Here is a 19,704-nt window from a genome sequence, read left to right as displayed (position 1 = left end):
CCAGAACCGAGAACCGCGAACTCAGCCAACCACTGAATTGCCGCTTGATCAGGTCAAACAATCACGCACAACCACACACAATCACATCGCTGAAGTACGAGCTGTACTACGGCGTGTGATCGTCTGACGCACGTGAGGGCCGCATCCCGTTCCGGGGTGCGGCCCTTTCGCGTTGCGCCGGGAAGGCACGTATTTCGTTCTGTTTCCCCCGGGGTAGGTGGGCGTAGAACCGTCGTCCTACCGTGAGGGCATGACTTCACTCTCCACCCCCTCCCCAGCCCGGCCCACCCGCCGGGGTCCGCGCTGGCTGCGTTCGTTCGGCGTCCAGGTCACGGCAGCCCTCGTGCTCGGCGTCGTCGCCGGACTGATCGCCCGGCAGCTCGGCGAGCCCGGCGGACAGCCGAACGGGCTCACGGCGACGCTCAGCACCATCGGGCAGTCGTACGTGTCGCTGCTCAAGGCCGCGGTGATCCCGCTGGTCTTCCTCGCCATCGTCTCCAGCATCGGCAACCTGCGCCGCGTCTCCAATGCAGCGCGTCTCGCCGGCCGCACGCTGCTGTGGTTCGCGATCACCGCATTCATCGCGGTGAGCATCGGCATCGCGCTCGGTGTCGTCCTCCAGCCGGGCAGCCGCGCCTCGCACGGCGAGCTGGCCGCCTCCGACCCCGGAGTCACCGCGACGTGGTGGAACTTCCTGATCGGTCTGGTGCCGTCGAACTTCGCCGGCGCGCAGGTCAACACGCACGTCGAGGTGGTGGACGGCGCCGCCACGGCCACCTCGTCCGTCGCCTTCAACGTCCTCCAGGTCATCGTGGTGGCCGCCGCCATCGGCATCGCCGCACTGAAGGTCGGCCGGAAGGCGGAGCCGTTCCTCGCGTTCACCGACTCGGCGCTCAAGATCGTGCAGCGGGTGCTGTGGTGGATCATCCGCCTGGCGCCGCTCGGCACGTTCGCGCTGATCGCCAACGCCATCGCCAGCTACGGCTGGACCACGATCGGCTCGCTGGCCTGGTTCGTGTTCGCCGTCTACCTCGGCCTCGCGATCGTGCTGTTCGTCGTCTACCCGATCATCGTGCGCGGCAACGGGCTGTCGATCCGCCAGTACTACTCCGGGGTCTGGCCGGCCGTGCAGCTGGGCTTCGTCAGCCGGTCCTCGATCGGAACGCTCCCCCTCACCCAGCGGGTCGTGGAGCGCAACCTCGGCGTACCGAGCGGGTACGCGTCCTTCGCGGCACCGCTCGGCGCGACCACCAAGATGGACGGCTGCGCCGCGATCTACCCCGCGATCGCCGCGATCTTCGTCGCGCAGTTCTACGGGCTCCAGCTGAACCTGCTGCAGTATCTGCTCATCATCGTCGTCTCGGTGGTCGGGTCGGCCGCGACCGCGGGCACGACCGGCGCGATCGTCATGCTGACGCTGACGCTCTCCACCCTCGGGCTGCCGCTCGACGGCGTCGGACTGCTGCTCGCCGTCGACGCCATCCTGGACATGGGCCGCACCGCGGTGAACGTCGCCGGCCAGGCGCTCGTGCCGACGATCGTCGCCAAGCGCGAGGGCATCCTCGACCTCGATCTCTACAACGCGCCCCGCAGCGGTGAGCCGTTCAGCGAGGCGGACGAGGCCGCCGCCGAGCGCGCCGACACGGACGCGACGGTCGACGGCGGGGAGCCGCAGGAGACGGCGTCGCGGGACACGGTGTCGCAGCCGGCCTGAGCCGGACGAGGGGGCCGCTCCGGGAAAGGGGCGGCCCCTTCTCCCTGCCCGCAGAAAAATCTTCCCGCTCTGTGTCGACCTTCCGTCTCCCCGTTCGACACGATGATAGGAGGGTGCGAGAAGCGCACCCGGAGCTCGAGGGAGAACCCCATGAAGTACATGCTGATCATGCGCGCGACCCAGGAGGCCAAGGAGGCCTACGACGGAATGGACTTCAACGAGGTCATCACGCGGATGGGCCAGTACAACGAGCAGCTCATCTCGGCCGGCGTCCTGCTGGCCGGCGAGGGACTCTCAGACGACATCGAGACGACCGGGTTCGTCGTCGACTTCTCGGCCACGCCGCCGGCGGTCACCGACGGCCCGTACGGCGAGATCCACGAGCTGTTCAACGGCTTCTGGATGCTGGAGGTGTCCTCGAAGGAGGAGGCGGTGGAGTGGGCCAAGCGCTGCCCGCTCGGCCCCGGCTCGAAGCTGGAGGTGCGGCGTGTGACCGACGAGAGCGACTTCGTCGGCTTCGAGGACAACGAGTACCTGCAGAAGGAGAAGGAGTGGCGGGCCGCCGCCGAGAACGCCTGATGAACGACAGCTCGGCGACGGTCGACGCCGTCTGGCGCATCGACGGGGCGCGCGTGGTCGCGACGCTCGCGAAGATCACCGGCGACGTCGGCCTCGCCGAGGACCTCGCCCAGGAGGCCCTCGTCGAGGCACTGCGGGTGTGGCCGCGGGACGGCGTGCCGGACAACCCGGGCGGCTGGCTCACCGCGGTCGCGAAGCGGCGCGCGATCGACCAGTGGCGCCGGCGCGACGGGCTGGACGACCGCTACCGCGCGATCGCGGCGACGATCGAAGCCACCGCGGAGGACCGCTGGGAGCCGATCGACGACGACGTCCTGCGCCTCGTGTTCACGGCCTGCCATCCCGTGCTCTCGCGCGAGGCGCAGGTCGCGCTCACCCTGCGGGTGGTCGCGGGGCTGAGCACGGAGGAGATCGCGCGGATGTACTTCGTCCCGGTCGCCACCGTCCAGCAGCGCATCGTGCGGGCGAAGAAGACGATCGCCGCCGCGCGAGTCCCGTTCGACACACCGGAGCCCGCCGAATGGAAGGAGCGGCTCGAGGGCGTGCTCAGCGTCGTCTACCTCGTCTTCACCGAGGGCTATGCGGCCACCAGCGGTCCCGAGTGGATGCGCGCCGACCTCGCCGCGGAGGCGCTGCGGCTGGGCCGGATGGTCGCCGCACTGCTCCCCCGCGAGCCGGAGGCGCACGGTCTGGTCGCACTGATGGAGCTGCAGGCGTCCCGGTTCGCCGCGCGGACCCGTCCCGACGGCTCGCCGATCCTGCTCGCCGACCAGGACCGGTCGCGCTGGGACCGCGCGCAGATCCGGCGGGGCCGCGACGCGCTCGCGCGGGCGGACGCGCTCGGCCGCGGCCGCGGCCCGTTCGGACTGCAGGCGGCGATCGCGGAGTGCCATGCGGTGGCGCAGAGTACGGAGGAGACCGACTGGGACCGCATCGTCCTCCTCTACGAGGCGCTCGGCCGCGTCGCGCCCAGCCCGGTCGTGGAGCTCAACCGCGCCGCGGCGGTCTCGATGGCGACGGGACCGGCGAACGCGCTCCGCATCGCCGACGAGCTGGCCGAGCGCGGCGTGCTGCGCGGGTCGCACCTGCTCCCCAGCGTGCGCGGCGAACTCCTCGCCCAGCTGGGACGGACCGAGGAGGCGGTGTCCGAGCTCACGGCCGCAGCGCAGCTCGCCGGCAACGAGCGGGAGCGCGGCGTGCTGCTCGCGAAGGCGGCGCGGCTGCGGGAGGGCTGACGGGCGAAGCGCGTCAGCCCGCGAGCGGGCGGATCTCGTCGAACTCGGCACCATGCTCGTCCAGTGCCCGCTCAAGGTCGAAATGCGTCTGCAGGTTCAGCCAGAACTCCGCCGACGTCCCGAAGAATCGCGCGAGACGGAGCGCCGTGTCGGGCGTGATCGCTCGCTTGGCCGCGACGATGTCGCCCACGCGTTGTGCCGGCACGTGGATTGCCTTGGCCAACGCGTACTTGGTCAGACCGAGCGGGGCCATGAACTCCTCATAGAGGACCTCGCCCGGCGTGATCGCCTCCGTCATGATGTTCTCCTTGCTGGAATGCCCTGGACTCAGTGGTAGTCGACAAGCTCAACGTCGTGCGGGCCGCCGGCGGTCCAGCGGAAGCAGATGCGGAACTGATCGTTGACGCGGATGCTGTACTGGCCGGCGCGATCGCCGCGCAGCTTCTCCAACCGGTTGCCCGGAGGCACCCGGCAGTCGTCGAGTGTGGCGGCCGCGTTCAGCATGGTCAGCTTTCGCCGCGCGACCCGGAGGACGTCGGGCCCGAACCGCTTGAGCGGTATGCCGAACCAGACCGCCTCCGTGTCGCGGTCGGCGAAGGATTGGAGCATGTTCGATAGTAACGCGATGCGTTATTAACGGCAAGCGTTAATAGCGACGGCCCAGGATCGAGCGCGTCAGCCGGTCGGCGCCGGGCGCTGGGGCAGGCCGTAGAACGAGCGCTCGAACACCTGACGGGCGCGGCGGGTGACCGCCAGGTAGTCTTCCTCCAGCCGGCTCGCCGAACCGGGCGGGTACTCCAGGAGGCGGGCGACGCCGTCCAGGGCGACCCGGTCGGACGGGAGGACGTCGGCGGTCTTGTTGGTCCACAGGGTCATCGCCGAGCGGGTCCGGGAGGCGAAGACCCAGGCGTCGCGCAGGCGCGCGGCGTCCTCCTCGGAGACGAAACCGTGCTCCGCCGCAGCGGCCAGGGCATCCAGCGTCGAGGTGGTCCGCAGGTCCGGAACGGCGGCCGCATGCTCCAGCTGGATGAGCTGCACGAACCATTCCACGTCGCTCAGCGAGCCGCGGCCCAGCTTCAGGTGGCGCGACGGGTCGGCGCCCTGCGGCAGACGCTCGTTCTCCACCCGCGCCTTGATGCGCTTGACCTCGCGCACCGCCTGCTCGCCGATCTCGGCGGGGTAGCGCACCTCGTCCGCCAGCTCCTCGAAGTCGGCGAGCAGCTGCGGGGAGCCCGCCACGCCGCGCGCGCGGAGCAGCGCCTGCGCCTCCCAGGTCAGCGACCAGCGGCGGTAGTAGGCGCGGTACGACTCCAGCGACCGCACCGGCGGCCCGTTCTTGCCCTCCGGGCGGAGGCCGATGTCGAGGTCGAGCGGGAGGCGGTTGTCCTCCGTGAGCCGGTTCAGCTCGGAGACGATCGCCAGCGCGCTGCGGTTGGCAGCCTCCTGGTCGGCGGCGAGCGGGCGGAACACGTACATGACGTCGGCGTCGGAGCCGAAACCCAGCTCCCGGCCGCCGAAGCGTCCCATCCCGATCACCGCGAACTCGAGGTCGCCCTCGTCGCCGCGCGCCGTGCGGATCGCCTGCAGGACGCCCGCGATGGCGTTCTCGGTGACGACGGTGAGGCCCTGGGCGAGCTCCTCGATGGTGACGAAGCCCAGGATGCCCGCGACGGCGAGCCGCAGGATCTCCCGCCGCCGGATCGCCCGCAGCGCGGCGGCGGCCGAGTCGACGGAGTCGTGCCGCGCCAGGATCGCCGCCGTCTCCTCCGCGAGCAGGGCCGCCGTGCGCGGGCGCAACTCGTCGTCCGCCTCCAGCCACGCGACCGACTCCGGGATGCGGCCGAGCAGCTCGCCCGCGAACCGCGACCCGGACAGCACGCGGGTCAGGCGCTGGGCGGCGCCGGTCGAGTCGCGCAGCATCCGGAGGTACCAGTGCGTGCTGCCGAGCTCCTCGCTGAGCCGGCGGAAGGTCAGCAGCCCGTAGTCGGGGTCGGGGCCGTCGGCGAACCACTGCAGCATCACCGGCAGCAGGTGGCGCTGGATGGTCGCCCGGCGGGAGACGCCGGAGGTCAGCGCCGCGATGTGCGCGAGGGCGCCGCGTGGATCGCGGAACCCGATCGCCGCGAGCCGCGCCTCCGCCTGCTCGGTGGTGAGCCCGGCGCCGCCAGCCAGGCGCGCGTCCTCCGCGGGGGCGGCGGCGACCGCGCTGAGCAGGGGACGGTAGAACAGGCGCTCGTGGAGGCCGCGCACGCGGTGCTTGATCTCGTTCCAGGTGGTGAGCAGCTGGTCTGCGCTCGGCGCGAGACCGGTGGCGCGGGCGAGGATGCGGACATCGGCCTCGTCGCGCGGCATCAGGTGCGTGCGGGTGAGCCGCCGCAGCTGCAGCCGGTGCTCCATGAGCCGCAGCGACCGGTAGTCGTGCGAGAAGGTCGCCGCCTCCTCCCGGCCGACGTAGCCCTGGGCCGCCAGCGCGGCAAGGGCGGAGAGGGTGTCCCGCTGCCGCACCTGGTCGTCGGTCTGCCCGTGGACGAGCTGCAGCAGCTGGACGGTGAACTCGACGTCGCGCAGCCCGCCCGGGCCGAGCTTCAGCTGGTAGTGCACCTCGTCGTCCGGGATGTGGTCGGTCACGCGCTCGCGCATCCGCTGCACCTGCTCGACGAAGTTCTCGCGGGATGCGCTGCTCCACACCTTCGGGGCGAGCGCGGCGACGTACCGCTCGCCGAGCGCGTGGTCGCCGGCGAGCGGGCGCGCCTTCAGCAGGGCCTGGAACTCCCACCCCTTCGCCCAGCGGTCGTAGTAGGCGACGTGGGAGTCGAGCGTGCGCACCAGCGCGCCGTCCTTGCCCTCCGGCCGCAGGTTCGGGTCGACCTCCCACAGGCCCGGCTCGATGGCCGGCTCGTGGATGCCGCGCATCGTCAGCATCGCCAGGCGCGTCGCGATGTCGACCGCGCGACCGGGCGCGAGGTCCGCGGACTCGACCCCATCGGTCACGAAGATCACGTCGACGTCGCTGAGGTAGTTGAGCTCGCGGGCGCCCGCCTTGCCCATCCCGATCACGGCGAGGGGCGCGGCACGCACCTGCTCCTCCGGGAAGCGGCCGGGACCGCTGCCCATCGTCATGCGCCGGGCTACGGCGAGGGAGGCCTCGAGCGCGGCGGAGGCGAGGTCGGAGAGCGCGGCCGCGACCGCATCGAAGCCCGAGACGGGGTCGACCTGCTCCAGGTCGAAGCTCGCCAGCTGCACCAGCCGGCGGCGGTAGCGGATGCGGAGCGCGGTCCACAGGGCCTCGTCGGCCTCCGTGGCGACGCCGTCGACGGCTCCGACCGAGTCGAGCAGGTCGTCACGCAGCTCCGCGGCGCCGGGCAGGGCGAGCACCGGCCGGGCGAGCGCATCCAGCTGATCGGGGTGCCGGAGGAACAACTCCGCCACCCCCTCGGATGCGCCGACGACCCGGAACAGCCGCCGGGCGGCCTCCTCCGTGCGGAGGGCGGTGCGCGCCTGGTCCGGCGCCTGACGGAGCAGCCGCAGGACCGAGGAGAGCGCGCTGTCCGGGTCGGCGGCGGCCGACAGCGCGCCGAGCAGCACCTCCGGGTCGAGCCCGCTCAGCTCCGCCAGCTCGTCCAGCTCGGCCCGCACCGAGCTCAGGCCCACGAACCCGGCACGCGCCAGCGCGGTGAGGGAGAGCGGCGGCCTGGTCACAGCGGAGAGGTCAGAGGATCTCGAGGTTCGTGCGCAGCTCGTACGGCGTGACCTGGGCGCGGTACTCCGCCCACTCCTTGCGCTTGTTGAGCAGGACGTAGTTGAAGACCTGCTCCCCCAGCGTCTCGGCGACGAGCTCCGAGTCCTCCATCAGCGAGATGGCGTGGTCGAGGCTCGCCGGCAGCTGGCTGTAGCCGAGGGCGCGGCGCTCGGCGTCGGACAGCGCCCAGACGTTGTCCTCCGCCTCCGGCGGCAGCTCGTACTGCCCCTCGATGCCCTTCAGGCCCGCCGCGAGCAGGAGCGAGAAGGCGAGGTACGGGTTCGCAGCCGAGTCGATCGCGCGGTACTCGACGCGCGAGCTCTGGCCCTTGCTCGGCTTGTACAGCGGAACGCGAACGAGCGCCGAGCGGTTGTTGTGCCCCCAGCTGACGAAGCTCGGGGCCTCGTCGCCGCCCCACAGTCGCTTGTAGGAGTTGACGAACTGGTTGGTCACGGCGGTGATCTCGGGAGCGTGCCGGAGCAGGCCCGCGATGAAGTGACGGCCGACCTTGGACAGCTGGTACTGCGCCCCCGGCTCGAAGAAGGCGTTGGTGTCGCCCTCGAACAGGGACATGTGGGTGTGCATCCCGGAGCCCGGGTGCCCGGAGAGCGGCTTCGGCATGAACGTGGCGTACACGCCCTGCTCGATCGCGACCTCCTTGATGACCGTGCGGAAGGTCATGATGTTGTCGGCCGTGGTGAGGGCGTCGGCGTAGCGGAGGTCGATCTCGTTCTGGCCGGGGCCCGCCTCGTGGTGGCTGAACTCGACGGAGATGCCGAGGTCTTCCAGCATGCGCACCGAACGGCGGCGGAAGTCGTGCGCCGTGCCGCCCGGGACGTTGTCGAAGTAGCCGGCCGAGTCGACGGGCTCCGGCCCCTCCTCGCCGAACGACGACGACTTGAGCAGGTAGAACTCGATCTCGGGATGCGTGTAGAACGTGAACCCGCGGTCGGCCGCCTTCTCGAGCGTGCGCTTGAGCACATTGCGCGGGTCGGACACCGAGGGCTGGCCGTCGGGGGTCGTGATGTCGCAGAACATGCGGGCGGTCGGGTCGATCTCGCCGCGCCACGGCAGGATCTGGAACGTGGTCGCGTCGGGCAGCGCCAGCAGGTCGGACTCGTAGGCGCGGGTCAGACCCTCGATGGCGGAGCCGTCGAAGCCGAGCCCCTCGCTGAAGGCGCCCTCCACCTCGGCCGGGGCGATCGCGACGGACTTCAGGGTGCCGACGACATCCGTGAACCAGAGCCTCACGAACTTGACGCCACGCTCCTCGATCGTGCGAAGAACGAAGTCGCGCTGCTTGTCCATCCTGCCCCTTTCCTCGGCCGTTCCCAGACTAGTGGCTGGCGGGTGGTTGCACGGCCCGAAACGGCGGTGCAACACCGCGCTGTCGGGTGATACACTCGGTCCATGCCCACGCAGTTGCTCCGAACCCAGGTCACCCACACGCCGCCGGTGGTGCGCGCGCTGGAGACGGCGCGAGAGAGATGGTCGGACGAGACGGATGGCAAGCTCCTGCTGCATCTCATCGAAGAGGGTGAGCGGCGCCTTCGGGAGCAGCGGAGCCGGGAGATCGATGATCGGCGCGTCGAGCTCGAGCGGATGAGCGCCCGCTACCGGGGGATGTTCACCGAGAGCCTCGAGTCCATCCGCGAAGGCTGCCCCGAATGACATTCGCCGTCGACGCAGGCGTGCTCATCGGCCTGCTCGATCCGGAAGACGCCCGCCATGCCGCCGCGACGGAGGTGTTCTCGCTCGGCATCCGCTTCCTCGTCCATCCCGTGAACCTGGCCGAGGCGCTCATCGGCCCCGAACGGCGAGGTCGCAGCCTGGAAGCATTCGAAGACCTCCGCCGCTTCGGCGTTGTCCCGGAGACGCTCAGCAGCAACGAAGCGCTGATTCTGGCGCGTGTGCGGGCGGAACATTCACTTCGCATGCCCGACGCCTGCGCCCTCGCCATCGCGGTCGGCAACGACATCCCCCTCATCACCTTCGACAAGCGTCTCGCCGCCGAGGCGAAGAAGCGCGGCCTGTACGAGCCGGTCCCCGCCTGAGCCGCGCCGTCCCACCCGTCACTAGACTGAGCCGCATGAGTGAGCAGTCACCGGTGCCCTCCGTCCATCCCACGACGTCGTCGATGCAGGCGCTGAAGCGGGTGCGGACCCGCCACTTCCAGGCGGCGAAGGAGGAGGGGGCTCCGTTCACCGGGCTGACCAGCTACGACATGCTGACCGCGCAGATATTCGACGAGGCCGGGATCGACTTCCTGCTCGTCGGCGACTCGGCCGGCAACAACGTCCTCGGCTACGACACGACGCTCCCGGTCACGATCGACGACCTCATCCCGCTGACCCGCGCGGTCGCGAAGGCCGTGAAGCGCGCGTTCGTCGTCGCCGACATGCCGTTCGGCTCGTACGAGACCGGTCCGCTGGAGGCTCTGCACACCGCGGTCCGCTTCATGAAGGAGACCGGGGCGCACGCGGTCAAGCTGGAGGGCGGGCGCCGCAGCGCCGAGCAGATCCGGCGCATCGTCGACGCGGGCATCCCGGTCATGGCGCACATCGGCTTCACCCCGCAGAGCGAGCACGGCCTCGGCGGTCACCTGGTGCAGGGACGCGGCGAGGCCGCCGACGAGCTCCTCGCCGACGCGCACGCGGTCGAGGAGGCCGGGGCGTTCGCAGTCGTGCTGGAGATGGTGCCCGCGGAGGTGGCGAAGCGGGTCACCGCCGAGCTGCGCATCCCGACGATCAGTGTCGGCGCGGGCCCCCACACCGACGGCCAGCTGCTGGTCTGGACGGACTGGGCCGGCCTGACGACGGGCCGCGTCCCGCGCTTCGTGAAGCAGTACGCCGACCTGAAGACGATCCTCGGCGACGCCGCCCGCGCCTACAAGGCCGACGTGCAGGCCGGCGCCTTCCCCACCGACGAGCACAGCTTCTGACGCCTGGTTGACGCGACACGCCGCCCTGCGTGAGCGCCGGGCGGCGTGTCGCGTCAACCAGGAGAGGTCAGCGGTTCTCCTCGGCGTCCTCCTCCGCCCACTTGGCGGAGTTCTCGCGGAGCTTCTCGAGGGCGTGCTCGGCCTCGTCGCGGGTGTCGAACGGGCCGACGCGGTTCGGCGCGGGCGACAGGAATCCCTGCTCGACCTCGCCGGTCTTCATGTTGTACCAGTACTTGTGCTCGGCGTCCTGCTTGATGCCGTACTCGTCGCTCGTCATAAGGTTGATGGTATGCCCAAGGATTCCGCCGGTCACCTCGTCCCGGGCCGCGTCAGCCCGATGCGCCCGGTGCCGAGCCGCATCCCCCGCCCCGAGTACGTGGGGCGTCCGGGTCCCGCGCCGTACACCCGCGGCGACGTCTACACGCCCGACGAGGTGGAGCTGATCCGCGAGTCCGGCCGCATCGCCGCGCAGGCCATCGCGCTCGTGGGCGAGGCGGTCCGGCCCGGCGTCACGACCGAGGAGCTGGACGTGATCGGGCACGAGTTCCTGCTCGCCAACGACGCCTATCCGTCCACCCTGGGCTACCGCGGCTACCCGAAGTCGATCTGCAGTTCGGTCAACGAGGTCATCTGCCACGGCATCCCCGACGACACGGTGATCGAGGAGGGCGACATCGTCAACATCGACATCACCGCGTACAAGAACGGCTTCCACGGCGACAGCAACCAGACCTTCATCGCCGGCACCGCCTCCGACGAGGTGACCCAGCTGGTGGACCGAACCCGCGAAGCGCTCGCCCGCGGCATCAAGGCGGTCGCGCCCGGCCGCCAAGTGAACGTGATCGGCCGGGCGATCGAGTCGTACGCGAAGCGGTTCGGCTACGGCGTGGTGCGCGACTTCACCGGCCACGGCGTCGGCGCGGCCTTCCACTCCGGGCTGATCATCCCGCACTACGACGCCGCGCCCGCCTACGACGACGTGATGGAGCCCGGGATGGTGTTCACCATCGAGCCGATGCTCACCCTCGGCACGCACGAGTGGGAGATGTGGGCCGACGACTGGACGGTGGTCACCCGCGACCGCAGCCTCACGGCCCAGTTCGAGCACACTCTGGTCGTGACCGAGCGCGGCGCGGAGATCCTCACGCTTCCCTGACCTCGGCCCCGACCGGTGCGGGCACAGCCTCGGCAGCGGTCTCGCGGCGCGGGGACGGGAGCGCGAACGACAGCACGACCCCCACCACGGTCGCGCCGGTCGCCACCCAGAACGCGGTGTCGAACGCCGACGACAGGCTCGCACCGCCCTGCACCGCGGCTTGCAGCAGCACCGCGAAGAGCGCCGTGCCGAAGGAGCCGCCGAGCTGTTGCGCGGTGCGGGTCAGGATGCTGGAGTGCGCGATCCGCTCCCCCGTCAGTCCCTGATACGACGCGACCATCAGCGGCATCGTCACGGCGCCAAGCCCCACCCCGCGCACGAACAGCGTCACCAGCAGCCACGGGTCGGCCGCCGAGGTCGGGCCGAGGGCGAACGGGATGGTCGCGACCGCGACGACCGCGAAGCCGACCACCGCGATCCACCGCGCGCCGATACGGTCGATGAGTCGCCCGACCAGCGGACGGCAGGCCAGCATGCCGAGGCCCTGGGGCACGAGGAGCAGTCCGGCGCCGAGCGCGTCCGTCCCCCGCTGCTGCTGCCAGAACAGCGGCAGCAGCAGCATCGCGCCGTAGAGCGCGACGCTCGACAGGAACAGCAGCGCCGAGGCCGACCAGACCGAGCGGACCGACAGCAGGCGCACATCCACCAGGGCGGCGTCGCGGCGGCGCAGCGCCCAGAGCACGAAGGCCGCGATCAGCACGGCCCCGGCGGCGAGCGGGAGCCAGGCGTCCAGCCGGGCGAAGCCGCCGTCGAGGACCGAGTCGGACAGGCCGAGCAGCAGACCGGTGAGGCCGGGGATGAGCAGCAGCACCCCGACGATGTCGAGCCGGCGCTTCGGGTCGCGGCCGCGGTCGGAGGGCAGCATGCGCCAGGCCAGGAGGAGCCCTACGACCGCGAACGGGATGTTCACCCAGAACACCCAGCGCCAGTCGCCGAGCGCCAGGATCGCCCCGCCGAGCACCGGCCCGAGCACGGGCCCGGCCATCGCCGGGAGGCCGACGATCGCGGACACCCGGCCGAGCTGCCTCCCGCCCGCGACCTCCATGATCATCGTGGTCATCACCGGGAGCATGAGACCGCCGCCGACGCCCTGCAATACGCGGAAGGCGATGAGGGCGTCGGCGCTCCAGGCCAGACCCGAGAGCACGGAACCGGCAAGGAAGATCGCCAGCGCCGCCATCCACACGCGCTTGCCCCCGAAGCGCGCGAGGCACCACGCGGAGAGCGGGACGGTCGCCGCGAGCGCGAGCAGGTACCCGGTGGTCACCCACTGGATCTGCGCGACCGTCGTGTGCAGGTCGGTCGCCAGGGTGTGCAGCGCGACGCTCAGGATGGTGGTGTCGAACACCACCGCGAGCGCGCCGACCACGAGCGCGGTCGCCGTGCGGACCACCGCCCGGTCGAGCTTGTCGGTCATGGGATCTCCTTAAGATGCGTAGATGTATCTAACGAGACGATACGTCCATCCGATAAGATGCGCAAATGGACTCTAAAGAGACCTCCGGTCGGCGGCGGCGCGGCGCGGCGCTCGAAGACGCCCTCCTGCAGGCGGCCTGGGAGGAGATCGACGAGAACGGCTACGCCGGCCTCACCATGGAGGCGGTCGCGGCCCGGGCGGGGACCAGCCGGCCCGTCCTCGCCCGGCGCTGGGCCAGCCGCAGCGACCTGGCCCTCGCCGCCATCCGCCACCACTTCGCCGCCGACCCGATCGCGGTCCCCGACCACGGCAGTCTGCGCGAGGACACCCTCGACCTGCTCCGGCAGATGAACACCAGGCGCCGGGGCCTCGTCACCGAGCTCCTGCTGCGGTTCTCCGGCATCATCACCGAGTCCGACGGAGGCATCGCCGGCCTCCGCGAACGCCTCATCGACGGGCAGCCGCACCAGCTGCAGGAGATCCTCGACCGAGCCGCCGCCCGAGGCGAGATCGACCCCGCCCGGCTCTCCCCCGTGGTCGCCGACCTGCCGCTGACGCTGGTGCGCCACGAGATGATGATGCGACTGCAGCCCGCGGACGACGCGCTGCTCGAGTCGTTCGTCGACGACGTGTTCCTCCCGCTGGCTCTGGCGACCGCGCGGCCGTGAGCGGATCCTCACGCTCCCCTAACGGTCCGCGCCGACCCCACGCCGCCGCGGCGCGGTAGATTCGAGACATGACTTCGCAGAAGCACGCGATCGGCATCGACATCGGCGGCACGGGGATCAAGGGGGCTCTGGTCGATCTGACGACCGGCGAGCTCGTCAGCGACCGGGTCAAGCTGCCGACACCCACAGGCGGCAAGCCCGACGACATCGTGGAGACGACGAAGGAGATCGTCGACCAGCTGGCCAAGGAGGAGCCGGAGGCGCCCGTCGGCGTGTGCTTCCCCGCCATCGTCAGCCACGGCGTGACCCTCTCGGCGGCGAACGTCGCGAAGGACTGGATCGGCCTCCACGCGGAGGACCTGTTCGAGCGGGCGCTCGAGCGCGACATCCACTTCGTGAACGACGCCGACGCCGCCGGCTACGCGGAGACGCGCTTCGGAGCCGCCAAGGGCAAGGACGGCCTGGTCATCATGACCACGCTCGGCACCGGGATCGGGTCGGCGCTCATCTACGACGGCATCCTCATCCCGAACGCCGAGCTCGGCCACCTGGAAATCGACGGGCACGACGCCGAGTCGCGCGCCGCCTACTCGGCGAAGGAGCGCGACGACCTCAGCTGGGAGAAGTGGGCGAAGCGCCTGCAGAAGTACTACTCGACGGTCGAGTTCCTGTTCACTCCCGACCTCTTCATCGTCGGCGGCGGGGTGTCGAAGAACTACCAGGAGTTCCTGCCGCTGCTGAAGCTGAAGACCCCGATCGTGCCCGCGGTGCACCGCAACAACGCCGGGATCCTCGGCGCGGCCGCCCTCGCCGTGCGTGGCGAGCGACGCGATCGCGGTGAGCGCGGCCGCAGCGGCGAGGTGGCGACGCCGGACGACGCCCCCGCGCCGACGCCGGCGTAACGGGCATGGCTCGGGGTCGCCTGCGGGTGATGCTCGGCGCGGCACCGGGCGTTGGCAAGACGTTCGCCATGCTCGAGGAGGGCGAGCGGCTGCGCCGTCAGGGCACCGACGTCGTCGTCGCCCTGGTCGAGACGCACGGCCGCACCGCGACGGCGGCGCTGCTGGACGGGTTCGAGCTCATCCCCCGGCGCACGGTCGAGCACCGCGGGGTCACGCTGACCGAGCTCGACCTGGACGCCGTGCTGCGCCGAGCCCCGGCGCTCGCGCTGGTCGACGAGCTGGCGCACACCAACGCCCCCGGCTCCGAGCACGAGAAGCGCTGGCAGGACGTCGACGCGCTGCTGGACGCGGGCATCGACGTGATCTCGACCGTCAACATCCAGCACATCGAATCGCTGAACGACGTCGTGGAGCAGATCACCGGCGTGCCGCAGCGGGAGACCATCCCCGACGCCGTGCTGCGCCGTGCCGACCGCATCGAGCTGGTCGACCTCGCCCCGCAGGCACTGCGCGACCGGCTCGCCGAGGGCGTCGTCTACCCCGCCGGACGGGTGGATGCCGCCCTCTCGAACTACTTCCGGCTCGGCAACCTGACCGCGCTGCGCGAGCTGGCACTGCTGTGGCTCGCCGACGAGGTCGACAACGCGCTGCAGCAGTACCGCGCCGAGCACGGCATCGCCGGCACCTGGGAGGCGCGGGAGCGCGTCGTCGTGGCGCTGACCGGCGGCCCGGAGGGCGAGACGCTGCTGCGCCGTGGCGCGCGCATCGCCGCCCGGAGCGCCGGCGGCGACCTGCTCGCCGTGCACGTCACCAGCCAGGACGGCCTGCGGGACGCGGCACCCGGCATCCTCGCCCGGCAGCGCGCCCTGGCGGAGCAGCTGGGTGGCACGTACCACCAGGTCGTCGGGGACGACATCCCGCGCGCGCTCGTCGAGTTCGCCCGCGGCGAGAGCGCCACGCAGCTGGTGATCGGGGTCTCGCGACGCAGCCGGCTGTCGGCGCTGCTGACCGGCCCCGGGATCGGCGCGACCGTCATCCGGGAGTCCGGCGACATCGACGTGCACATCGTGTCGCACGCGCGCGCCGGCGGCCGCTTCTCGCTCCCCCGGCCCAAGGGCGGCCTGACTGTGCGGCGCCGCGTCTACGGCTTCCTGCTTGCACTGGTCGGCGGACCGCTGCTGACCCTGCTGCTGACCAGCTCCCGCTCGCACGAGTCGATGACGGCCGACGTGCTCAGCTACCAGCTGCTCGTCGTCGTCGTGGCGCTCGTCGGCGGGATCTGGCCTGCGCTGTTCGCCGCGCTGCTGTCCGGCCTGACGCTCGACTTCTTCTTCGTGGATCCGCTGTACACGATCACGGTCGGCGAGCCGCTGCACCTGCTCGCCCTGATCCTCTACGTCATCATCGCGGCGCTCGTCAGCCTGGTGGTCGACCAGGCGGCCCGCCGCTCCCGTTCCGCCCAGCGCGCCGCCGCGGAGGCGGAGCTGCTCGCCACGGTCGCCGGAGGCGTCATCCGGGGCGAGGACGCGGTTCAGGCGCTCGTCGAGCGCACTCGGGAGGCGTTCGGGCTGACCGCCGTCGAGCTGGTCACGACCGGTCCGGACGGCGGCCGCGAGGTCATCGCGTCGGATGTCGGCGCGGCGGAGGGGACGGGCGCCGAGGGGTCGGATGCCGGGTCTGCGGCGGCGCCTTCCGGAACCGCCGCCACCGAGCCCGTGCTCACCGTCCCGCTCACCGTCCGCGGCGCCGAGGCCAACCCAGCGGCGGGATCCCGCACCGTGCTGGAACTGCGGGGACGCGACCTGGAGGCCGGCGACCGGCGCCTCCTGTCGGCGATCGTCGCCCAGCTGGAGGCGGCCATCGAGCACCGGGCCCTCACCGCGACCGCGGCCGAACTCGCGCCGCTCGCCGAGGCCGACCGGGTGCGCAGCGCCCTCCTCGCGGCGGTCGGCCACGACCTGCGCCGCCCGCTCGCCGCCGCGACGGCGGCGGTGACCACGCTGCGCCAGGCGGACCTCGCCCTCGACGAGGACGACCGGGAGGAGCTGCTGGAGACGGCAGAGGACAGCCTCCGCGGCCTCGCCTCCCTGGTCACCGACCTGCTCGACGCCAGCCGCGTGCAGGCCGGGGTGCTCGGCGTCTCGCTCGCCGCGACCGAGCTCGACGACGTCGTGCTGCCCGCGCTCGACGAGCTCGGCGTCGGACCGGGCGACGTCGAGCTCGACCTCTCCCCCGACCTGCCGCCGCTGCGCGCCGACGCCGTGCTGCTGCAGCGCGTCCTGGTGAACCTGCTCGGCAACGCCCTGCGCTACAGCCCGGCCGACACCCCGCCGGTCCTCGCGGCGAGCGCCTTCGCCGGGACGGTGCAGCTGCGCGTCGTCGACCGGGGGCCCGGCATCCCGCCGGAGCGGCGCGAGGCGGTGTTCGCGCCCTTCCAGCGACTCTCCGACACGGACAACGACGCCGGGATCGGGCTGGGGCTCGCCCTGTCGAAGGGCTTCGTGGAGGGCATGGGCGGCACGCTCGAGGCGGAGGACACCCCCGGCGGCGGGCTCACCATGGTGGTCACGCTGCCGGCGGCGGAAGGGACGGCCCCGTGAAGAAGATCCTGATCGCCGACGACGACCCGCAGATCCTGCGCGCGCTGCGCATCCTGCTCACCGCCCGCGGCTACGAGGTGCTCACGGCCCGCACGGGCGCCGAGGCGCTGAGTGTCGCGGTCGACCACCACCCGGACCTGGTGATGCTCGATCTCGGGATGCCGCAGCTCGACGGCATCGAGGTGATCGAGGGGCTGCGGGGCTGGACGTCGGTGCCGATCCTCGTCGTGTCCGGCCGCACCGGCTCGGCCGACAAGGTGGACGCGCTCGACGCGGGCGCCGACGACTATGTGACGAAGCCGTTCGCCGCCGACGAGCTGCTCGCGCGCATCCGCGCCCTCACCCGTCGCCAGCCCACTGCGACGGACGAGCCCGTGGTCGCCTTCGGCGATGTGACCGTGGACCTCGCCGCGCGCCAGGTCACCCGTCGCGACGCCGACGGCACGGTCCGCGGCGTCCGGCTCACCCCGACGGAGTGGCAGATCCTGGAGCTGCTGCTGCGCAACCCGCGTCGGCTGGTGACACGCCAATCGCTGCTGACGCAGGTCTGGGGACCGCAGTACACGACCGACACCGGCTACCTGCGCCTGTACCTCGCCCAGTTGCGGAAGAAGCTGGAGCCGGAGCCGTCGCGCCCGCGCTACCTGCTCACCGAGCCGGGGATGGGGTACCGGTTCGATCCGGAGGGGGAATGGGCCGGCTGATACGCCGGGTTCTGTCACGGCGCGTGAGCGCCGCGGACGGCCATCTATCTCGGGACGGCGTTGCCGCCGCCCTCCAGCGGTCTACCCGGGGACGAGACGAGCAGCCTCATGGTCCCCTGTACGACCTTGCTCCGGGCGAGGTTTACCCAGCCGGCCGGGTCACCCCGGCCGCTGGTGGTCTCTTACACCACCGTTTCACCCTTACCGGGGGCGTGAGCCCCCGGCGGTCTGCTTTCTGTTGCACTTTCTCGCGGGTTGCCCCGGGTGGGTGTTACCCACCGCCCTGCTCTGCGGAGCCCGGACGTTCCTCGGCGGCCCGCTGACGCGGACCGACGCGACCGTCTTGCCGACCCATTCCGGCCTCCACGATAGCGCAGGCGGCTGGACGGACGGCGCCGCGGCCGTCAGAGGCCGGAGTCCTCCCCGCGGACCAGGATGGCGCCGCTGTCCGGGCAGAGCACGACGTCGTCGGCCGCCGCGCGGCGGATCTCGGAGAGGTCGGACTCGGTGAGCTTCACGTTCGAGCCCATCGAGACGCCGCGGACGAGGGCGGCGGCTCCGATGCCGTAGCGGGCGCGCTGGCGCTCGTACAGCTCGATCAGGTCGGCCGGGAGGGCGGCGGCGATGGTCTCCCGGTCGGCGGCGAGAGCCTTCCTCTGGCCCTCGAGCTTGCCGGCCTCCTCGTCGCGCTGCGCTTCCAGCGTCTGGACGCGGCCGCTCAGCTCGGCGCGCTCGGCGTCGACGGTCGCCAGCGCCTCTTCGAGGCCCTCGACGCGCTCCATGACCGTGAGCTCGATCTCCTCCAGGTCGTCCTTGCGCTTGGCCAGCGAGGCGAGCTCGGCCTCCAGGGCCTGGACGTCTTTCACGGACGAGGTCTGCTGCACGCGGTCGGTGTCGCGCTTGACGCGCGCCTCGACGACCTCGACGTCGGACTCCACCCGCTTCAGCTCCGCGCGGGCGTCCTCCAGCTCGCCGGTGGCGGCGATCCAGCGGGCGCGGAGTGCCTCGACCTCCGGCTGCAGCTTCGCGAGCTCCGCGGCCTGCGGCAGGTTCTTCGTGGCGTGCTGCAGCTGAGCGAGGCGGGTGTCGGCCGCCTGCAGGCGCAGCAGCTCGTTCTGGTCGGCGGGACGTGCTTTCACGATGCGGTGCTTCCTTCGTGCTGGGTGGTCATTGCAGGATGGCGAAGTCCCACGGGTCGGTGCGCAGTTCGCTCACGACGACCTCGACCCCGGGCAGCGCCTCGCGCAGCTGCTCGGCCGCGGTGTCGAGCCAGAGCCATTCGCTCGCCCAGTGGGACACGTCGAGGAGCGCGGGGCCGCCGCCGAGCACGGCCTGCTCCCGGGCCTCCGACGCGGGATGGTGCCGCAGGTCGGCCGTGATGTACACGTCGGCTGTGCGCACGGCGTCGGCGGAGAGCAGGGAGTCGCCCGCGCCGCCGCAGACGGCCACGCGCGTGACCGGCTGCCGGTAGTCGCCCGCCGCGCGAACCCCGCCCGCGGTCGGCGGGAGGAGGTCTGCCAGTGTGCGGGCGAGCTGGCCGAGCGTCGTCGGCTCCGCCAGGTCGCCGACGCGGCCGATGCCGGTGACGCCGTCGGTTGCCGGCGAGATCGGGGTCGTGTCGTGCAGCCCGAGCCGTGAGGCGAGGACGTCGCTCGTGCCGCCCGCCACGACGTCGGCCGTGGTGTGGGCGCCGTACAGGGCGACGCCGCCGCGGATGAGACGGGCGAGCAGTGCACCCTTGTAGCGGTCCTCGGCGATGCTCGTGACGCCGCGCAGCAGCAGCGGATGGTGGGCGATCAGCAGGTCGGCGCCGAGCTCGACCGCCTCGTCGACCGTGGCGGAGACCGCGTCGACCGCGAGCAGGATGCGCTCGACCGGCGCGGCCGGATCGCCCGCGACGAGCCCCGGAGCATCCCACCCCTCAGCGCCCGACAGCGGCCACAGCCGTTCGACGGTGTCACGGACGGAGTTCAGCGAGTGGGGCACGTCGATCAGCCTACGGGATGCGCCCAGCCGCCTGCCGGGCGGAAGCGGTCATGTGGACAACTC

General features: G+C 71.7%; 18 protein-coding genes, 1 other RNA gene and 1 pseudogene. 11 read left to right on the top strand and 9 right to left on the bottom strand.

From position 1 onward, the window contains the following. Positions 1–250: 250 nt before the first annotated feature. The 3 genes from P5G59_RS01940 to P5G59_RS01930 all read left to right on the top strand — a co-directional run bounded on the left by P5G59_RS01940 (position 251) and on the right by P5G59_RS01930 (position 3,528). Positions 251–1,714: a dicarboxylate/amino acid:cation symporter gene (locus tag P5G59_RS01940; protein ID WP_301215464.1), complete on the top strand. Its 1,464-nt coding sequence runs from the start codon at positions 251–253 to the stop codon at positions 1,712–1,714. Between the two features lie 150 nt (positions 1,715–1,864). Further along, positions 1,865–2,293, top strand: a complete 429-nt coding sequence (locus P5G59_RS01935; protein ID WP_301215462.1) for a YciI family protein — start codon at positions 1,865–1,867, stop codon at positions 2,291–2,293. Beyond that, entirely contained in the window at positions 2,293–3,528 is a 1,236-nt protein-coding gene (locus tag P5G59_RS01930) for an RNA polymerase sigma factor (protein ID WP_301215460.1), read from the top strand. The genes P5G59_RS01935 and P5G59_RS01930 overlap by 1 nt, the downstream gene beginning before the upstream one ends. Before the next feature lie 13 nt (positions 3,529–3,541). Here the strand turns inward: P5G59_RS01930 and P5G59_RS01925 are convergent, their stop codons facing one another. The 4 genes from P5G59_RS01925 to glnA all read right to left on the bottom strand — a co-directional run bounded on the left by P5G59_RS01925 (position 3,542) and on the right by glnA (position 8,575). Beyond that, positions 3,542–3,826 (bottom strand): HigA family addiction module antitoxin, encoded by a 285-nt coding sequence (locus tag P5G59_RS01925; RefSeq protein ID WP_301215458.1) that lies wholly within the window; start codon positions 3,824–3,826, stop codon positions 3,542–3,544. Between the two features lie 29 nt (positions 3,827–3,855). Then, a complete protein-coding gene (locus P5G59_RS01920; protein WP_301215456.1) occupies positions 3,856–4,137 on the bottom strand; it encodes a type II toxin-antitoxin system RelE/ParE family toxin in 282 nt (93 codons plus the stop codon). A gap of 66 nt (positions 4,138–4,203) precedes the next feature. Then, the gene (locus P5G59_RS01915) at positions 4,204–7,227 is read right to left on the bottom strand and encodes a bifunctional [glutamine synthetase] adenylyltransferase/[glutamine synthetase]-adenylyl-L-tyrosine phosphorylase (RefSeq protein ID WP_301215454.1); all 3,024 of its coding nucleotides are present in this window, start codon (positions 7,225–7,227) and stop codon (positions 4,204–4,206) included. 10 nt (positions 7,228–7,237) lie between these two features. Then, positions 7,238–8,575: a type I glutamate--ammonia ligase gene (glnA, locus tag P5G59_RS01910; protein ID WP_301215452.1), complete on the bottom strand. Its 1,338-nt coding sequence runs from the start codon at positions 8,573–8,575 to the stop codon at positions 7,238–7,240. 102 nt (positions 8,576–8,677) lie between these two features. Here glnA and P5G59_RS01905 point away from each other — a divergent pair, with 102 nt between their 5' ends. Genes P5G59_RS01905 through panB form a run of 3 tightly spaced genes read left to right on the top strand, consistent with a single transcriptional unit; the run spans position 8,678 to position 10,208 of the window. Then, entirely contained in the window at positions 8,678–8,938 is a 261-nt protein-coding gene (locus P5G59_RS01905) for a hypothetical protein (RefSeq protein ID WP_301215450.1), read from the top strand. Then, positions 8,935–9,321, top strand: coding sequence for a type II toxin-antitoxin system VapC family toxin (locus P5G59_RS01900; protein WP_301215448.1), 387 nt, complete (start codon positions 8,935–8,937; stop codon positions 9,319–9,321). The genes P5G59_RS01905 and P5G59_RS01900 overlap by 4 nt, the downstream gene beginning before the upstream one ends. 35 nt (positions 9,322–9,356) lie before the next feature. After that, positions 9,357–10,208 (top strand): 3-methyl-2-oxobutanoate hydroxymethyltransferase, encoded by an 852-nt coding sequence (gene panB / locus P5G59_RS01895; RefSeq protein WP_301215446.1) that lies wholly within the window; start codon positions 9,357–9,359, stop codon positions 10,206–10,208. Positions 10,209–10,275: 67 nt separating this feature from the next. Here the strand turns inward: panB and P5G59_RS01890 are convergent, their stop codons facing one another. After that, positions 10,276–10,485, bottom strand: a complete 210-nt coding sequence (locus P5G59_RS01890) for an SPOR domain-containing protein (RefSeq protein ID WP_115697159.1) — start codon at positions 10,483–10,485, stop codon at positions 10,276–10,278. Positions 10,486–10,497: 12 nt separating this feature from the next. On the opposite strand from P5G59_RS01890, the gene map reads away from it, so the two are divergent. Beyond that, a complete protein-coding gene (gene map, locus P5G59_RS01885; protein WP_301215443.1) occupies positions 10,498–11,364 on the top strand; it encodes a type I methionyl aminopeptidase in 867 nt (288 codons plus the stop codon). Here map and P5G59_RS01880 read toward each other — a convergent pair. Beyond that, positions 11,351–12,781: an MDR family MFS transporter gene (locus P5G59_RS01880; protein WP_301215441.1), complete on the bottom strand. Its 1,431-nt coding sequence runs from the start codon at positions 12,779–12,781 to the stop codon at positions 11,351–11,353. The genes map and P5G59_RS01880 overlap by 14 nt on opposite strands. A 65-nt stretch (positions 12,782–12,846) precedes the next feature. On the opposite strand from P5G59_RS01880, the gene P5G59_RS01875 reads away from it, so the two are divergent. The 4 genes and pseudogenes from P5G59_RS01875 to P5G59_RS01860 form a co-directional block, all read left to right on the top strand. After that, entirely contained in the window at positions 12,847–13,449 is a 603-nt protein-coding gene (locus tag P5G59_RS01875; protein ID WP_301215439.1) for a TetR/AcrR family transcriptional regulator, read from the top strand. A 68-nt stretch (positions 13,450–13,517) separates the two neighbouring features. After that, on the top strand, positions 13,518–14,351 hold the full coding sequence (gene ppgK / locus P5G59_RS01870) for a polyphosphate--glucose phosphotransferase (RefSeq protein ID WP_301215437.1): 834 nt from the start codon (positions 13,518–13,520) through the stop codon (positions 14,349–14,351). Positions 14,352–14,356: 5 nt separating this feature from the next. Beyond that, complete coding sequence (locus P5G59_RS01865; protein ID WP_301215435.1) at positions 14,357–16,951, top strand: ATP-binding protein; 2,595 nt, start codon at positions 14,357–14,359, stop codon at positions 16,949–16,951. After that, positions 16,948–17,637 (top strand): annotated as a pseudogene (locus P5G59_RS01860) (response regulator); the annotation flags it as partial. The gene P5G59_RS01865 and the pseudogene P5G59_RS01860, both read left to right, overlap by 4 nt. A gap of 2 nt (positions 17,638–17,639) precedes the next feature. Here the strand turns inward: P5G59_RS01860 and rnpB are convergent. The 3 genes from rnpB to P5G59_RS01845 form a co-directional block, all read right to left on the bottom strand. Beyond that, an RNA gene (rnpB, locus tag P5G59_RS01855) (RNase P RNA component class A) lies at positions 17,640–18,009 on the bottom strand. Positions 18,010–18,059: 50 nt separating this feature from the next. Beyond that, the gene (locus tag P5G59_RS01850; protein ID WP_301215433.1) at positions 18,060–18,794 is read right to left on the bottom strand and encodes a zinc ribbon domain-containing protein; all 735 of its coding nucleotides are present in this window, start codon (positions 18,792–18,794) and stop codon (positions 18,060–18,062) included. Between the two features lie 28 nt (positions 18,795–18,822). Further along, positions 18,823–19,641 carry a Nif3-like dinuclear metal center hexameric protein gene (locus P5G59_RS01845; RefSeq protein ID WP_301215431.1) on the bottom strand — a complete coding sequence of 273 codons (819 nt, stop codon included), beginning with the start codon at positions 19,639–19,641 and terminating at the stop codon, positions 18,823–18,825. Positions 19,642–19,704: the final 63 nt, after the last annotated feature.

Source organism: Leifsonia virtsii, assembly GCF_030433675.1.
GTDB classification, from domain to species: Bacteria; Actinomycetota; Actinomycetes; order Actinomycetales; family Microbacteriaceae; genus Leifsonia; species Leifsonia virtsii.
The sequence above is the reverse complement of the archived record's forward strand: the minus strand, read 5'-3'. Positions and strand labels throughout refer to the sequence as shown.

Coding starts and splice junctions, on each gene's coding strand:
- panB (WP_301215446.1), top strand. CDS start 9,357: ATGAGTGAGCAGTCACCGGTGCCCTCCGTCCATCCCACGACGTCGTCG.
- P5G59_RS01880 (WP_301215441.1), bottom strand. CDS start 12,781: ATGACCGACAAGCTCGACCGGGCGGTGGTCCGCACGGCGACCGCGCTC.
- P5G59_RS01900 (WP_301215448.1), top strand. CDS start 8,935: ATGACATTCGCCGTCGACGCAGGCGTGCTCATCGGCCTGCTCGATCCG.
- P5G59_RS01925 (WP_301215458.1), bottom strand. CDS start 3,826: ATGACGGAGGCGATCACGCCGGGCGAGGTCCTCTATGAGGAGTTCATG.
- glnA (WP_301215452.1), bottom strand. CDS start 8,575: ATGGACAAGCAGCGCGACTTCGTTCTTCGCACGATCGAGGAGCGTGGC.
- P5G59_RS01905 (WP_301215450.1), top strand. CDS start 8,678: ATGCCCACGCAGTTGCTCCGAACCCAGGTCACCCACACGCCGCCGGTG.
- P5G59_RS01935 (WP_301215462.1), top strand. CDS start 1,865: ATGAAGTACATGCTGATCATGCGCGCGACCCAGGAGGCCAAGGAGGCC.
- P5G59_RS01890 (WP_115697159.1), bottom strand. CDS start 10,485: ATGACGAGCGACGAGTACGGCATCAAGCAGGACGCCGAGCACAAGTAC.
- P5G59_RS01930 (WP_301215460.1), top strand. CDS start 2,293: ATGAACGACAGCTCGGCGACGGTCGACGCCGTCTGGCGCATCGACGGG.
- P5G59_RS01940 (WP_301215464.1), top strand. CDS start 251: ATGACTTCACTCTCCACCCCCTCCCCAGCCCGGCCCACCCGCCGGGGT.
- P5G59_RS01920 (WP_301215456.1), bottom strand. CDS start 4,137: ATGCTCCAATCCTTCGCCGACCGCGACACGGAGGCGGTCTGGTTCGGC.
- map (WP_301215443.1), top strand. CDS start 10,498: ATGCCCAAGGATTCCGCCGGTCACCTCGTCCCGGGCCGCGTCAGCCCG.
- P5G59_RS01875 (WP_301215439.1), top strand. CDS start 12,847: ATGGACTCTAAAGAGACCTCCGGTCGGCGGCGGCGCGGCGCGGCGCTC.
- P5G59_RS01865 (WP_301215435.1), top strand. CDS start 14,357: ATGGCTCGGGGTCGCCTGCGGGTGATGCTCGGCGCGGCACCGGGCGTT.
- ppgK (WP_301215437.1), top strand. CDS start 13,518: ATGACTTCGCAGAAGCACGCGATCGGCATCGACATCGGCGGCACGGGG.